This is a genomic window from Paenibacillus albidus (assembly GCF_014644435.1).
GTDB classification, from domain to species: domain Bacteria; phylum Bacillota; class Bacilli; order Paenibacillales; family Paenibacillaceae; genus Paenibacillus_AQ; species Paenibacillus_AQ albidus.
The window spans coordinates 24,819-38,221 of the sequence record NZ_BMKR01000046.1 but is presented as its reverse complement, the minus strand read 5'-3'; the positions used below and the strand labels follow the sequence as shown (position 1 = coordinate 38,221).

15 protein-coding genes are annotated in these 13,403 nt (G+C 42.0%); 8 read left to right on the top strand and 7 right to left on the bottom strand.

Annotation, left to right across the window (positions count from 1 at the left end; translation table 11 throughout):
- Nucleotides 1-39: 39 nt before the first annotated feature.
- Together IEY53_RS30765 and IEY53_RS30760 are read left to right on the top strand one after the other, a co-directional pair.
- Nucleotides 40-513: a MarR family transcriptional regulator gene (locus IEY53_RS30765; protein ID WP_189031642.1), complete on the top strand. Its 474-nt coding sequence runs from the start codon at nt 40-42 to the stop codon at nt 511-513.
- A gap of 154 nt (nt 514-667) precedes the next feature.
- Nucleotides 668-1,906, top strand: a complete 1,239-nt coding sequence (locus IEY53_RS30760; protein WP_189031640.1) for an MFS transporter — start codon at nt 668-670, stop codon at nt 1,904-1,906.
- Between the two features lie 115 nt (nt 1,907-2,021).
- Here IEY53_RS30760 and IEY53_RS30755 read toward each other — a convergent pair whose 3' ends face one another.
- A complete protein-coding gene (locus IEY53_RS30755) occupies nt 2,022-2,639 on the bottom strand; it encodes a YdeI/OmpD-associated family protein (protein WP_189031638.1) in 618 nt (205 codons plus the stop codon).
- A 40-nt stretch (nt 2,640-2,679) separates the two neighbouring features.
- Nucleotides 2,680-3,141, bottom strand: coding sequence for a VOC family protein (locus IEY53_RS30750; RefSeq protein ID WP_189031636.1), 462 nt, complete (start codon nt 3,139-3,141; stop codon nt 2,680-2,682).
- A 137-nt stretch (nt 3,142-3,278) separates the two neighbouring features.
- On the opposite strand from IEY53_RS30750, the gene IEY53_RS30745 reads away from it, so the two are divergent.
- From IEY53_RS30745 to IEY53_RS30730, 4 genes are all read left to right on the top strand, one after another.
- On the top strand, nt 3,279-4,190 hold the full coding sequence (locus IEY53_RS30745; protein ID WP_189031634.1) for a helix-turn-helix transcriptional regulator: 912 nt from the start codon (nt 3,279-3,281) through the stop codon (nt 4,188-4,190).
- A 173-nt stretch (nt 4,191-4,363) separates the two neighbouring features.
- Nucleotides 4,364-5,551, top strand: a complete 1,188-nt coding sequence (locus IEY53_RS30740; protein ID WP_189031678.1) for an MGDG synthase family glycosyltransferase — start codon at nt 4,364-4,366, stop codon at nt 5,549-5,551.
- 242 nt (nt 5,552-5,793) lie between these two features.
- Nucleotides 5,794-6,408, top strand: coding sequence for a TetR/AcrR family transcriptional regulator (locus IEY53_RS30735; protein ID WP_189031632.1), 615 nt, complete (start codon nt 5,794-5,796; stop codon nt 6,406-6,408).
- 7 nt (nt 6,409-6,415) lie between these two features.
- Nucleotides 6,416-7,009, top strand: a complete 594-nt coding sequence (locus IEY53_RS30730) for a GNAT family N-acetyltransferase (RefSeq protein ID WP_189031630.1) — start codon at nt 6,416-6,418, stop codon at nt 7,007-7,009.
- 120 nt (nt 7,010-7,129) lie between these two features.
- Here IEY53_RS30730 and IEY53_RS30725 read toward each other — a convergent pair whose 3' ends face one another.
- Complete coding sequence (locus tag IEY53_RS30725; RefSeq protein ID WP_189031628.1) at nt 7,130-7,891, bottom strand: SDR family NAD(P)-dependent oxidoreductase; 762 nt, start codon at nt 7,889-7,891, stop codon at nt 7,130-7,132.
- 114 nt (nt 7,892-8,005) lie between these two features.
- Here IEY53_RS30725 and IEY53_RS30720 point away from each other — a divergent pair, with 114 nt between their 5' ends.
- Entirely contained in the window at nt 8,006-8,362 is a 357-nt protein-coding gene (locus IEY53_RS30720; RefSeq protein WP_189031677.1) for a MerR family transcriptional regulator, read from the top strand.
- A 60-nt stretch (nt 8,363-8,422) separates the two neighbouring features.
- On the opposite strand, the gene IEY53_RS30715 is transcribed toward IEY53_RS30720, so the two are convergent.
- The 3 genes from IEY53_RS30715 to IEY53_RS30705 all read right to left on the bottom strand — a co-directional run bounded on the left by IEY53_RS30715 (nt 8,423) and on the right by IEY53_RS30705 (nt 11,422).
- Nucleotides 8,423-9,232, bottom strand: coding sequence for a cytochrome c oxidase assembly protein (locus tag IEY53_RS30715; RefSeq protein WP_189031626.1), 810 nt, complete (start codon nt 9,230-9,232; stop codon nt 8,423-8,425).
- Nucleotides 9,222-9,740 (bottom strand): DUF2243 domain-containing protein, encoded by a 519-nt coding sequence (locus IEY53_RS30710; protein WP_373293962.1) that lies wholly within the window; start codon nt 9,738-9,740, stop codon nt 9,222-9,224. The genes IEY53_RS30715 and IEY53_RS30710 overlap by 11 nt, the downstream gene beginning before the upstream one ends.
- Before the next feature lie 374 nt (nt 9,741-10,114).
- On the bottom strand, nt 10,115-11,422 hold the full coding sequence (locus IEY53_RS30705) for an amidohydrolase family protein (RefSeq protein ID WP_189031625.1): 1,308 nt from the start codon (nt 11,420-11,422) through the stop codon (nt 10,115-10,117).
- 154 nt (nt 11,423-11,576) lie between these two features.
- On the opposite strand from IEY53_RS30705, the gene IEY53_RS30700 reads away from it, so the two are divergent.
- The gene (locus IEY53_RS30700; RefSeq protein WP_189031624.1) at nt 11,577-12,005 is read left to right on the top strand and encodes a MarR family winged helix-turn-helix transcriptional regulator; all 429 of its coding nucleotides are present in this window, start codon (nt 11,577-11,579) and stop codon (nt 12,003-12,005) included.
- A 335-nt stretch (nt 12,006-12,340) separates the two neighbouring features.
- Here IEY53_RS30700 and IEY53_RS30695 read toward each other — a convergent pair whose 3' ends face one another.
- Nucleotides 12,341-13,354: an alpha/beta fold hydrolase gene (locus tag IEY53_RS30695; RefSeq protein ID WP_189031623.1), complete on the bottom strand. Its 1,014-nt coding sequence runs from the start codon at nt 13,352-13,354 to the stop codon at nt 12,341-12,343.
- Between the last annotated feature and the right edge of the window lie 49 nt (nt 13,355-13,403).

Here is a 13,403-nt window from a genome sequence, read left to right as displayed (position 1 = left end):
TCCGTATTGTTAATGCACCAACGGGCGGGAGGACAGGCCATGAACAAAGAAGAACAGGCCATACTAGGTTTCAGGGACTTATTCAACAAGATGGTTTGGCTTAATAAATCTAAGATGGAAGACAGTCTTAAGGGTTATAAGTCTTCTGAAGTACATTGCATCGAATACATTGAGAAAAATGTTGATTCCAACGTGACAAAACTTGCAGAGTCCCTTTATATGACTAGCGGTGCTATAAGTAAAATAACTAAGAAGCTCATAAAAAAAGACATTATCGAAAGCTACCAGAAGCCGGAGAACAAGAAAGAAATCTATTTTAGGCTTACTGAGCAAGGGAAAGTAATTTATAAAATCCATGAGGAACTGCACAAAGAGTTTCAAGAGCGGGATAAAGCCGTATTTGAGCAGGTAACCGATGAACAATTTGACAGTATGCTTAGCTTCATGGAAAAGTATAGCAGGCATTTGGATGCAGAAATAAAGAAACAGGGTATAGATATTAAGTCGGAATAAATTTGAATAATGAAAATCAAACCACATGCAGCCGGACTCTATTGAGAACAGGCTGCATTTTTATTGCTATTATTTTGTTGCCAAGGAAGCTAAATAATGATACGATATTTTTGTTTCCCCGGAAGCAAAAACATAATTTTGAGGAGAAATTCATATGTCCATATTTAGATCACATAATGAACAGAACACTGAACAAACCGTAGATAAACACGCTTTAATATTCGGTCTTATCTCTGTGTTTCTTTGCGGAATAGGCTTCAGTATCATAACACCTGTCGTCCCATTCTTAGTGCAGCCTTATATAAGCAATCCGGGAGAACAGGCTATAGTTGTTACGCTGCTGATCTCTGTTTATGCAGTCTGCGTGTTTTTTGCGGCCCCCATACTTGGAGCTTTGAGCGACAAATATGGCCGTCGTCCCTTGCTTTTAATTTGCCTTTTGGGTTCCGCAATCGGGTACTTCGTTTTTGGCCTAGGAGGAGCACTATGGGTACTATTTGCCGGACGCATAATTGAAGGTATAACGGGCGGGAGCATTAGCACTATCTTCGCCTATTTTGCAGACATCATTCCTCCGGAACAGCGAACGAAATACTTTGGATGGGTGAGTGCGGTTGTAGGTGTCGGCACCGTCATTGGCCCAACTCTAGGCGGATTACTTGCCAAGTTTGGTTATGCGGTACCCATGTATTTTGGAGCAATAATCACTTTACTGAATGTTGTTTATGGATTCTTTTTTATGCCTGAGAGCCTTGCCAGGAAGAATAGACTGAAAGAGATTACTTTTGTAAGACTGAATCCATTTATACAGCTTGCAAACCTGCTTTCCATGAAAAACATAAACAGGCTGCTTATCTCTGCGTTTTTACTTTGGATACCGGGCGGATCGTTACAGGCCATTTTTTCACAATTTACAATGGATACTTTCAGTTGGAAGCCTGCAATAATCGGACTTATGTTCTCAATTATGGGCTTCCAAGACATCATTTCCCAAGGTTTCATAATGCCAAAGCTTTTGACTAAACTCAGTGATAAACAGATAATAATTCTTGGAATGGTTTCGGAGATAATAGGCTACAGTCTTATTGCGCTATCTGCTTTGTTCTCATTCTATCCTCTTTTTATCGCTGGAATGTTTATATTTGGTTTTGGTGATTCGATCTTTGGGCCTTCATTCAATGGAATGCTCTCCAAGTCTGTAGATTCTAGTGAACAAGGAAGGATTCAAGGAGGTAGCCAATCTATTCAGGCTTTAGCAAAAATGATTGGGCCTATCATTGGAGGTCAAATCTATGTATCACTTGGGTCTGCTGCGCCCGCTGTTATGGGTATGATCCTTATAGCAGCGGCAATACCAGTTTTGTATAAGGGTAGGAATAGGGCAATTCAATGAACCTCCTAGAAAAACAATCAATGCATAGTGCAAAATGTTCTAATGTTCCTCCTTTTTGAATGCAAAAAAAACCACACAAATGACCTGTAAGGCCTTTGTGTGGCGAAAATGGAGATTACTCTCCACAAAAGTCCACATTCCCAATCGGTTTTAGGTATTCCGTTTCGTAATTCAAAAGACGTCCGTTGTCATCCCAATTACCATACAATTTATTTTGTTTGGTGTTTGTTATAAACTTGTCTAATCTTTTCTTAAATAACTCAGGTTGATTTTTATTGCTTTGTATTGTGTCGATTCGAACTCTTTTATAAAGATCTGGAAATCGAACGAAATTCTGATATATATCTGTTTCCTCTTTCAGCCTCAGCTCAATAATAGGATCAATTTTAAATGACTCGTAACTCAGATCAGGCAGCACCTTTCTACCTACTTCTGTCATTAATCCCAATGCTTCAAGGCGACGGGCCCGTTCTTTATTCAATTCAGTCCATGAACTTTTTTGGCTTCTAGGAGATAGCCTTTGGGCTAGTTCAGTCTCGGAAATTTTCTTTTTTATTCCATCAATCCATCCAAAACACAAGGCTTCTTCGACAGCGTCCAGATACAGCAAAGTACCTTGTGTCAACTTCATACTCACGACAACCCAACAAGATTTTTCCGTCAAACCATGTTCCTGAAACCAATACCTCAATTCAGTTTTCGACTTTGCTGGAAGCAGTTCGTTGATTTCCATAAATGTGTTTCATTCTCCTACTCCTTGGAGTTAATTCTTGCTATTGATTTGAAACTAAACGATCCAGGAACTTATCAGCGTCACTATTAAACTTCCAAACAACACCAAATTTATCAACCAACATTCCGAAGCAGGAAGACCAAGGCATTTCTGATAACGGCATGATAACATAGCCACCTACAGACAAATTAGAAAAGTAATTTACCAGTGCCTGTTTATCATCAATAACGATACTAATCAGTATATTGTTGCCTTTAACCAACTCACCTGTTACTTTCTTCATCGAAGGCAGAATATCCGACATCATTATTTTTCCACAAGCGAATTCTAACGATGACTCCATAATCATATTCAACTCATTTTCTGGCATAGGGTAGTTTGGATCTTGTGGAAAATCCTTAAATTTCACTTTTTTTACCTTGCTTGAATTCAGAGCTTCTGAATAAAACTCAAGCACCTGCTCTGTGTTCCCCTCAAAGTTTAAATAAGTAATAACTGACATGAAAAAACCTCCTTCTTGTAATACATGAAGCATAAGCTATAATAGGTGACAGCTAGTTTGTCACCTATTATAGCTTTGCGAAAAATTATTATTTATACCTAAAGAGGGAAAGTTCGGTTCAAGCTGGGAGGGATAATATGAATAAAATTGAAAGATTAATTTCTATAGTAATGATCTTGCTGCAAAAGAATGTGGTTTCAGCAACCGAATTTGCACATTTATTTAACGTGTCCAAAAGAACAATTCTACGTGACATGGAAACTCTCAGTTTGTCTAATATACCTATTTATTCTATACATGGAGTTAACGGCGGATACGGGATTATGGATGAATACAAATTAGACAAACGACTTTTAAACAGTAAAGACTTAGAAAATATATTAACCGCATTGGGCGGATTGGGACAAATTCTATTTAGTGATGAAGTAGAACTAACTCTAAAAAAAATTGAAGCTATGATAGGCTCAGCATCCTGGAAGAGTTCCATTCACCTGTCATTTTATGATTGGGAGGGACGTTCTGAAGTTGTTCAAATCTTAAAGTCTTGTCAAGAAGCAATAGCGCAAAGAAGGTTACTTACTTTCGATTATATAGATCAAAGTGGAGTGAAGACGAATAGAAAGATCGAGCCATACCAGCTTCATTTTAGTGAAATGAGTTGGTATTTGAAGGGGTTTTGTTTAAATCGCATGGAATATCGAACTTTTAAATTGTCCAGAACGGATAATCTTAATATCGATATCAAAACATTTGTTCCTAGAGATTTTCTGACAGAGCAAAAAGCTGAACAACATTATCAACCGAAATTAATTACAATTAAAGCATTGATCTCACCTAGCATAAAAGATCACTTTATTGAAAGATACGGTCAGAAAAGGATTGAAGCCTATAATTCTAAATTTTTAATAGCCACAATAGATGTGCCGCAAAACCCTATCGGATTCCGGTTTTTGGCTAGTTTTGGAGCCGAATTGGAAATCATAGAGCCAAAAACATATGTTGAAGATTTCCGAGAGTTTCTAAATGTCATGATAAAGAAATATGCCTAAAGAATCCCCTTTTGCCAAAAGTGATAATCTCCTCCCCGACTTAAGTCCAGCCGTAGGACTGGTCCGCAGACCATTTTGTTTGCCCTGCAGAAGGAATAAACTTGTAAAAGAGCAGGTTGACGGAAAACAAGGCTGCCCGATTGGCGGCGGATATGAAGGAGCAGGTGATAACGATGCGCAAAACAACAGTGTTGATTCTATCGGAGGGATTCGGAAGCGGTCATACTCAGGCTGGTTACGCTCTGGCAGCGGGATTAAAAAAGATGGACCGGAACATTCGAACGAAGGTGATGGAGCTTGGTTCCTTTTTAAATCCTAAGGCGGCTTCTTTGATTTTGTCCGCATATCGCGCGACCGTGAATACAAGTCCGACCCTGGTCGGCATGATGTACCGCATGAAATATGAAAAGCCGGTAGGACGCTTCTCCTGGCTGGCGCTGCACACAATGTTCTATCATCACACAGCCCAGGTCATGGAACAGTTGCAGCCCGACCTCATCATCTGTACGCACCCCATTCCTAGCGCGATCATTTCTAGGCTGAAGAGGTCCGGCATGGACATTCCGCTCTACACGGTCATTACCGATTATGATGCGCACAGTTCATGGATTACGCCCGGTGTGGATCGTTACCTCGTATCCGCGCCGGAAGTGCGCGCTTTGCTGATCCAGCGCGGCATTAAGCCGGAGGCCGTTCAGGTGACGGGTATTCCGGTGCACCCCGATTTCTGGAGCGTCCGGGACAAACAGGCCGTAAGAAAAGAACTGGCCATCAAGAATATGCCTACTGTGTTTGTGATGGGGGGCGGCTGGGGGCTGTTGTTCAAAGAGGATTTCATCACCAGGCTTGCCGCCTGGAGGGAGCGTGTACAGATCGTATGCTGTGTGGGAAGCAACGATAAACTGGCCGCCAAGCTGCGAAATGATCCCCGTTTTGACCATCCCAACATCATCGTGCTCGGGTATACCCGCGAGATCAGCAAATGGATGGATGCATCCGACCTGCTGATTACCAAGCCGGGCGGTATGACCTGTACCGAGGGGCTGGCCAAGGGGCTGCCGATGCTGTTTTTTGAGTCCCTGCCTGGGCAGGAAGCAAAAAACTGCGAATATTTCGTCAAAAGCGGATATGGTGAAGTGCTGGCCTCCGGGGATGCTTTGGACATATGGTTCCGCCGGGTTGCGGACGAAAGTGCGGGTATCAGCGGCTACGGGAAAGTGAAAAGGCTGAATCCGCAGCCTGTCTACAAGCCGGAACGATGCGTACAGGCGGTAATGCAATTGCTGCAACCGGCATCCAGCTCTGTCCCGGATCGTGATCAGATGAAGGAGACTCGACTGGCCGGACAAATGGCGAATTAAGAAATAGAAGTGTAAGATGGCTGAACAGGGGAAATGAACCTTTCCTTCCATTCGGCCTTTTTGCATTCAACAGTGCACATCATTAGCGGTCGCTCCGAGATCCGTGAGCTCGCTGTCCGAATTATATCCTTTAAAAGACCTATAGTTTCTTTCGATTGCTCTTGGGTAATCAGGGGTTGAGATTCTGATTTACTTATTTTATAATGAGTTAATACTCACTCAAAAAAGGGAGGAGAGGTCGTTTGCCACGTAGTAAGGAACAGTTTGAAGAAATGCGCAAAGCAACTAGGGAAAAAATCCATTCGTCTGCAATGCGATTATTTGTCCATCAAGGGTACGGCTCAACTAATGTTCAAGATATTGCCGACACAGCCGGTATCAGTATCGGGTTACTGTATCGTCACTACAAAACAAAGGAAGAGTTATTTAACGAATTGGTTGCCTACGCAGTTGAAGGATTAAAACGGAATATTACTTTCTTCAACGAGTCCGATCACCCACCTAAAAAGTTAATCACACAGTTTGTCAACGAAGTCTACAGCGATTTGAGTCATGGAGAAGAACTGGCTAATCTGCTGATCCTTATCAATCAATCGCTTTTAGCTGGAGCTGACACAACCTCTAAACAATATAAAGAGATCTTTCAAGTGAATGCCAGGCTTCTGGATTCTACGGCACAGCTCATTCGTAAAGGTCAGCAGTGTGGGGAATTTCGATCAGGTGATGCCCAAGAGATGGCTGTCTTTTTTTACGCTTCGATTCAGGGTTTGGCTGAAATGAAAGTATTGTTTAAGAATAACTTCACCGTGCCTTCACCTTCTGTCATCACTTCATTTCTATTTAAGGAAAGGGAGTGATCATGTCATGCTTAGAGTGGTTAAAGCAGATCAAGCCGATTTTGATGTAAGACAAGGAATTGCTAAAATATTCGCTGAGGGATTCACACAATGGCTTGGCTTTTTCTCCAAGGATCCGATAAAGATTGCCGCTACGTTTGCCCATATGTTCGTACTGGATCAATTTTATGTAGCTCTATACAAGGGACAAGTGGTTGGAATGGTTGCCTGCACGGATGGAACTTCATTTTCGGTTAAACTGGATAAAAAGGAACTTCGTAAACATTTAGGTGTTTACAAAGGCACGATGGCTGGTATTTTTCTAAAGAAGGAATTTGAAACAGCCTTTGTTCAGCCTTTAAATGATGTAGGCTCTATCGAATTTGTAGGGACGGCCGCCGAATTCAGGGGGCAAGGCGTTGCTTCACATTTAATACTTCACATCCTTAAGCATACCCCTTATGAGGTTTACTTGATTGAAGAAGTTGCCGATACCAATCTTCCAGCCATGAAACTCTATCTAAAATTAGGTTTTGAAGAATACAAACGCAGGCAAATACCAATCAAACGAGCAAAAAAAATCGGGATCAATTACAATGTATCGTTGAAATATACGAAATAGCTAATTAAGTCTTCAGGAATTTGGGATGAAGAAGACTTTGCCGGATGTGCTGGAAATGCCGTATCGTGCATGATAAAAGAAGGGAGCCTACTTGCCAGGTTCCCTTTCAACATTTAATAATTAATTTCTTGTTCTTGTGGCGTACGGATAGATTGGGTCTCTTAATTCAAAGTCATACGTAACTCCATTCACAATGCCGACTACGTTCTCACTGTCATACAACTCAAGCAAAAATCCCGCCATTTGTTCCGCAGTATGGAACTTGGGAACCGTGCCCTCATATTCAAACTGGTCTACATCAAAAGAACGTTTCGCGAATTCGGTCTCGGTTGCAGCCGGCGCGAGTACTTTGGCTTGCATCGCTGCTTTCTTGCCTTTTAGTTCTTGGGCAAGGCCTTCAGTAAAGGCACTTACGTAGAACTTGGTTGCGCAGTAGGTTACCGCATCGGCCACAATCGTATATCCTCCACCTGATGAAATATTGATGATCTGTGTGCCAGCAACCTCTGCATAGTCACGTACATAAAGGGAAGAAAGAATCGTTAATGCTTCAATATTGAGGTGGAGCATCTGCTCAATCTTATGCAAATTTTGTTCCCCAACAGAAGCGAAGTTTCCGAATCCAGCGTTGTTAATCCATGTCTCAATAGAATAACCCTGAAGACTTTCATAGAATTCATGGACATTAGCCGACACGGACAAATCAACCGTGCGAATGACAACGTCCAAACTTTTATCAATATCAGCCAATTTTGATTTCAACTTTTCCAATTCCTCTGTTCTGCGTGCTGCCAGTATCAAATGTTTGCCGCGAGCTGCAAAGGCTAGAGCCGCTTCGTATCCAATGCCCGAACTGGCACCGGTAATCACTGTGTATTTCATGGAAACTCCTCCTGTATCTGATTTATTTCATTTATTGTGATTGGACTACGAGTTGATTATACTGATTAGAGCTTACTCTAAGTCAAGCAAGAAATAGAAGGGGGAGGATTGATGATGCACACGATTGGTGAAGTGGCTGAATTATTGGGAATCAGTGCTCATACCTTACGCTATTATGAGAAGGAACACATTATAATGCCTCTCCGTGATACCAGTGGAGACAGGCGATACACCGAGTCACACATCAAATGGCTACAATTTGTGATCAAATTAAAAGAGACTCAAATGCCGATTGCTACGATTAAAAAATATGCTTCATTATTTCTCGAAGGTGAACATACAACCTTAGATCGCTTAAACCTGTTGGAAGAACATAGATGCTCCATCCAAAAACAGATCCAAATCCTGAACGGTGTAGATGAGATGCTAGCGCATAAGATCGCGACGTATCGAACGTTCATCGGGAAATGATGCAAAGCTCTGCACAAGAGATGAGTCTTTAACTATTTTGCCCATCGGGGGAAATATCCTTTACCTCATAATCAGGCCAGTTCGAGGACGAGTTTCTCTAAACCAATGCAAACATAATATGAAGATAATCATCATATCAACGGCATCTCCACCATAGTACATGAGCATGCCTCCGAGCTTTGCCTGTTCCCAAGGTACGCCGGTAGGCGGGTGGGCAAAAATAATCTTTGATAAAACGCCATGACCTGCTAAGGAAATAATGAGTACGATTGAGCGGTACAAAAAGGAGAATCGGTGGGGCATAGGGTCTATGTAAATTATGGACACAGTGAACAGATAGCCTGCTACGAATATATGGAAATGAACGATGACATACAGCAGGGTATTCTCGTGCATGAGCGAGTACAAGTTCGTAGTGTATAGTAACCAAAGTCCGCCTATATTAAGGAGCGATGCGATAATAGGGTGAGTCAATATCCGGGACGGCCAACTTCTCAGCATACGTGTAAGACGTCTGGCTAATGATATGCTGAGGGTTTTCAGCAAAAGAGTCATCGGTGCGGCCAGCACCATAAGCAATGGTGCTAGCATACCTAAAAGTAAATGACTGAGCATATGCGCAATAAAATCAGTATGAGCTAGATTGGCAAGGGGTCCAGCCACGGCAATCACTGCAAAGAGAACGCCAATAGACCAGAGAACAGTCCGGTATAATGGCCAACGATTGTTTCGGCTGGAACGGACTGCAGCAAGGATATACATATTAAACGCGAATACAAATGGTAGTGCTAAAATCAATTGAGGTATTATCGACGCTATATGATGCAGTTCAGTCCCATGGTTATGATGAATGTGAGTATTAATGTTCATGTGAGAGAGCCTTTCCTAATTGTTGTCTGCTTCTTGTGCGATAAATAAGACTGAGCCCGATCAGGATCATTAAAGCAGCTAAGATGTTCCAAATTAAGTCGTAGAAAATAACATTTTCCACATAACGAATCTGATGAATCCTCATTAGTTTGTGTTGGATAAGCCCGTCATACAACTGGAAACTGCCCGCTCCAAGAAAAAGGCCTCCCCACCATCTAGTGGGCCAAATTGCGTTTCGTCTTCGAAGATCAGCAAACATAAACAATCCTCCGATTGTTGCAAACCAACTAAAAGCGTGAAAAAGACCATCTGAAATCAGGCCAACATCAGTTGTGGACTTGTCATAAAAATGATGCCAACGCAGCAGTTGATGGAAAACGGTCTCATCTATAAAGGCGACTAAACCAATTCCGAATAGAATCCCAGACCATAGATTTCGATTAGAATAAACGAAGCGATTCATTACACTTGAGTTTGAATTTTCATCTTCATTTCTAATAGCAGCCATTTTCACTTTACCTCCACTACAATAACATTACTTTATTATCCAATATACCCATATAAATAGATTGTACTCAGAAACAACAGAAAGCAGTGTTATTAGTCCCTAAAATGGTCGAAATCAACCGTAGAACAGAGGTTTGGTGTGCCAGAAGCAAGTGGTTAAGCAGAACATGATAACGCTACCTCAGAAGAAACTAAACGACCGTTCCCCAGTACAATACCGGGAAACGGTCGCAGCTTAGACATGTCTTTTTTATCCTGTCTACTTGACAGGGTTATGATCAATTGTTACGGCTTTTTGTGTACGAATGTTGATCTGGTCGTTGTTAGTTGTTCTAGAATGGAGCATTCGGTTTTATAATGTCGTCGGTTCACTCATCATTTCTGAAGCACACCCTTGAACCACACGGATTTGATTGACAAGGAATCCGAGACATTGGTTGTTGGATCACCGTTTAAGAGAATAAGATCAGCGCGCGCACCTTCGATAATGCGGCCACGATCGTGAAGACCGAATCGGCGTGCTGGTTTCGAGGTAGCCGATTGAAGCGCTTCGATTGGAGTGAAGCCTGCTTTGACCAGCAGTTGCAGCTCATGATGAACGCTGGCTCCATGGGCAAGACCGCCAAGGTTCGGAACAGGCACGGGGGATACATCCGTCCCTACCAGAATATCCACACCGGCTCTGTGAAGATCCATGACGTTTTTAAAGCTGTTCTCCATATGACCTTGAGGATACGTATTAAAGCTGGAGTTCAGAATATCGATCCAATCCGGACTTAGTTTGGAATACACCCGCGTATCGTTTGCCAACTCCCTTGCCGGCTGCCCTAGAATAGATGAATTCAATACCAAGCAAGGCGTAACGAACGCACCTGATTCTGCAATGGAACTTACCAATGCCGACGTGAAGTCGGGTCTATCGATAAACAAATGAGCCAATCCGTCGACTCCCAGATCGAGAGCCGTTTGCGAAGATCGAGCCGTCAAAACATGAGCAAGCACAATTTTATCAAATTTATGCGCCTCTTGCACGGCTGCGCGCAGAATGTCGTCGCTCAAAACTGGAAGACCTGGAGCCCCCATAACTGTACCTTCTTCGATCATGATCTTGATATAGTCGGCACCATTCTCCACTTGGGTATGGACATGTTTGATGGCTTCTTCCACTGTTGTTACTTGGGGGATTTCCTCGTGATCATGCGCATATGCAGCCAGCATTGCTTCCCGGTCTTCCTCCGATAATTTCTCCAATTCCTTTATTACGAATTCAGGAATTTCGTCCCCATCCGGCAGCAACTCATCTGGATGGCCTCCCGGAGCGGTAATCGCAGTGCCGGCAGAAAGAACCTCCGCGACATCATCCACGTTTTTCAGTTGAATCTCGCGTCCTCTTGCCGTAAAATCACCGTTCATTTCAAGCTCTGTCGTTACGCCGAATTTTAGGGCATCCCGCAATCCGGCAATGGAAGTATGAACATGGGCATCGATCAGGCCAGGTATTAATGTTGCATTTTCCCCATCGACAATGGTTGCATCACCTGGATGGTCTCCTCCCACTGAAATAATGGACCCTCCTTTGATGACAACATGTCTGGATGCAATAATTTTTTCTCCATCAAAAATTCGTACATTCTTAATCACTGTGACTTGTTCTAACGCAGCAATTTGAGTTGGATTTTCCATTTGAATTCCTCCCATATGATTTTCAACAATTAAAATTATAACTGTTAGATATCTAACAGTCAATAAATTAACTTTTATTTGACAGGCCTATGGCGTCACTGTATAGTTTAATTGTTTATAGTTAGTGTTCTAACAATCATAGGGGGGGATAATGATGCAATCTCGAAAAGATACGCCTTATCTGGATTTGTTTCAGATTATTGGCCTTAAATTAAAGAAAAGAGCGGACGAGAGTATAAAAGAGCTAGGTTTGAACGCTCAACAAGGAAAAATAATCGAGTATATTTACAAAAACCAAGACAAACATATTATTCAAAAGAACCTTGCAGATCGGTTTCATCTGCGCGGGGCCAGCATTACAAGCATATTACAAGTTTTGGAGCAAAAAGGGTACGTCGAGCGCAAAATTCCAGCCACTAACGAACGCCAAAAAAATATATATGTATTGCCAAAAGCGATTGAACTGATTGATGACTTTAATGATTCATTCCACAAGGTGGAGGATGAGATCATTCAGGTCCTTACAGAAGAGGAAAAGCAAATCTTAAAGAAATTATTGATCAAAATTAATGAGCACATATAAACGGAAGCAATTTTGATAGGAACTTAAGTATTTATATGAGACTGTCAGATCTGGTTATTTCCATTCCGGTGAATTTAAATATCTTGAGTACAACATAGACGGCAATAACGAAACAACCCTGAGCATTTCTGCACAGGGTTGTTTTCGGCCGATGATTTCGGATTGGTGATTATTATATACGAGTGGACTATCTAACGTAGTTGCAGTTATAAGGCTGTTTTTAATGATTATCTCCATTATAAGAAGATAAAAGTTAAAGAAAGTCTGGAGTTTCAGAGCATCGAAGCGATTAAACAATGGTTAGGAGCGGTTTAGGCCTAATGCGACTTGTTTAACTATCCTAACTGCAAAAATTGTCTTAGATGACTGTCTATAACGAGTGAATCCGGTTCGTTAGCTCCGATTCCAAAACAGTGTCCCCACTTGGATTCTATGGGTCGAAAAACAGCATTCGGCATACGTTGAACGTCATACGCACTGTCCTCTGGAGTGAAAAACAAATCACTTGACCCCGGCATAACGAGTGCAGGAGAGGTGATTTTACTTAACGCCTGTTCGAAGTTGCAGCCATCCACGGGATTATCGCTAATGTCCCCATGTATTCCTGTACGCAACATGGCAATCAAGTCATTAGCATCAAAGGACAAAAATACCTGATCCCAGTAATCTTCTACATAAGATTTCAAGGAATTATATCCTTCAGATTGATACAAATTCTCCAAATAGTACGCCTGCGAAAAACCCCATGGTGCATAGGCTCTTCCCATCGCTGCGAGACCGATAACCGGTGGACGCTCGTACCTTCCTTTTTTAAAATTCGTATCCGCCTGTAACGCTGCGATCATACCTTCGAATACCAGCTGCGCATGCGGTCTGGTCTTTGCCGTTCCGCCAAATGGTGCAATACGTTCGACCATTTCAGGATAACTCGTTCCCCATTGAAAAACTTGCATGGCTCCCAGAGACCAACCCACAACTAGTTTGATTTTGGTGATACCGAATTTTTGCGTGATTAGTTGATGTTGAAAACGTACATTGTCATACATAGAGATGAGAGGGAAATTGGCCTTATCAAACGGAGCGGGAGTATTGCTGGGAGAGGACGATAATCCGTTACCCAACATATTGGGCACAATGATAAAATATCGATTAGGATCTAGTGCCTTGTTCTCTCCAATTAACCATTCATTATCTGTGTGAAGACCAGCAAACCAAGTCGGATATAGAATAACATTATTCTTTGCGGCATTTAAGGTTCCGTAGGTCTTATAAGCAATAAATGCTTGAGGGAGTTGCTGACCCGATTGAAGCAATATATCTCCAAGGGGATATGTTTCATAATCGTTCATTGATGGATGCTCCTTCAAAATAAAATTAGTAATCACTTGTTTTCACTCT

Bases quoted from the DNA above. Each gene is read 5' to 3' on its own strand.
- IEY53_RS30765 (WP_189031642.1), top strand. From the start codon at position 40: ATGAACAAAGAAGAACAGGCCATACTAGGTTTCAGGGACTTATTCAAC.
- IEY53_RS30760 (WP_189031640.1), top strand. From the start codon at position 668: ATGTCCATATTTAGATCACATAATGAACAGAACACTGAACAAACCGTA.
- IEY53_RS30755 (WP_189031638.1), bottom strand. From the start codon at position 2,639: ATGGAAATCAACGAACTGCTTCCAGCAAAGTCGAAAACTGAATTGAGG.
- IEY53_RS30750 (WP_189031636.1), bottom strand. From the start codon at position 3,141: ATGTCAGTTATTACTTATTTAAACTTTGAGGGGAACACAGAGCAGGTG.
- IEY53_RS30745 (WP_189031634.1), top strand. From the start codon at position 3,279: ATGAATAAAATTGAAAGATTAATTTCTATAGTAATGATCTTGCTGCAA.
- IEY53_RS30740 (WP_189031678.1), top strand. From the start codon at position 4,364: ATGCGCAAAACAACAGTGTTGATTCTATCGGAGGGATTCGGAAGCGGT.
- IEY53_RS30730 (WP_189031630.1), top strand. From the start codon at position 6,416: ATGCTTAGAGTGGTTAAAGCAGATCAAGCCGATTTTGATGTAAGACAA.
- IEY53_RS30725 (WP_189031628.1), bottom strand. From the start codon at position 7,891: ATGAAATACACAGTGATTACCGGTGCCAGTTCGGGCATTGGATACGAA.
- IEY53_RS30720 (WP_189031677.1), top strand. From the start codon at position 8,006: ATGCACACGATTGGTGAAGTGGCTGAATTATTGGGAATCAGTGCTCAT.
- IEY53_RS30715 (WP_189031626.1), bottom strand. From the start codon at position 9,232: ATGAACATTAATACTCACATTCATCATAACCATGGGACTGAACTGCAT.
- IEY53_RS30710 (WP_373293962.1), bottom strand. From the start codon at position 9,740: ATGGCTGCTATTAGAAATGAAGATGAAAATTCAAACTCAAGTGTAATG.
- IEY53_RS30705 (WP_189031625.1), bottom strand. From the start codon at position 11,422: ATGGAAAATCCAACTCAAATTGCTGCGTTAGAACAAGTCACAGTGATT.
- IEY53_RS30700 (WP_189031624.1), top strand. From the start codon at position 11,577: ATGCAATCTCGAAAAGATACGCCTTATCTGGATTTGTTTCAGATTATT.
- IEY53_RS30695 (WP_189031623.1), bottom strand. From the start codon at position 13,354: ATGAACGATTATGAAACATATCCCCTTGGAGATATATTGCTTCAATCG.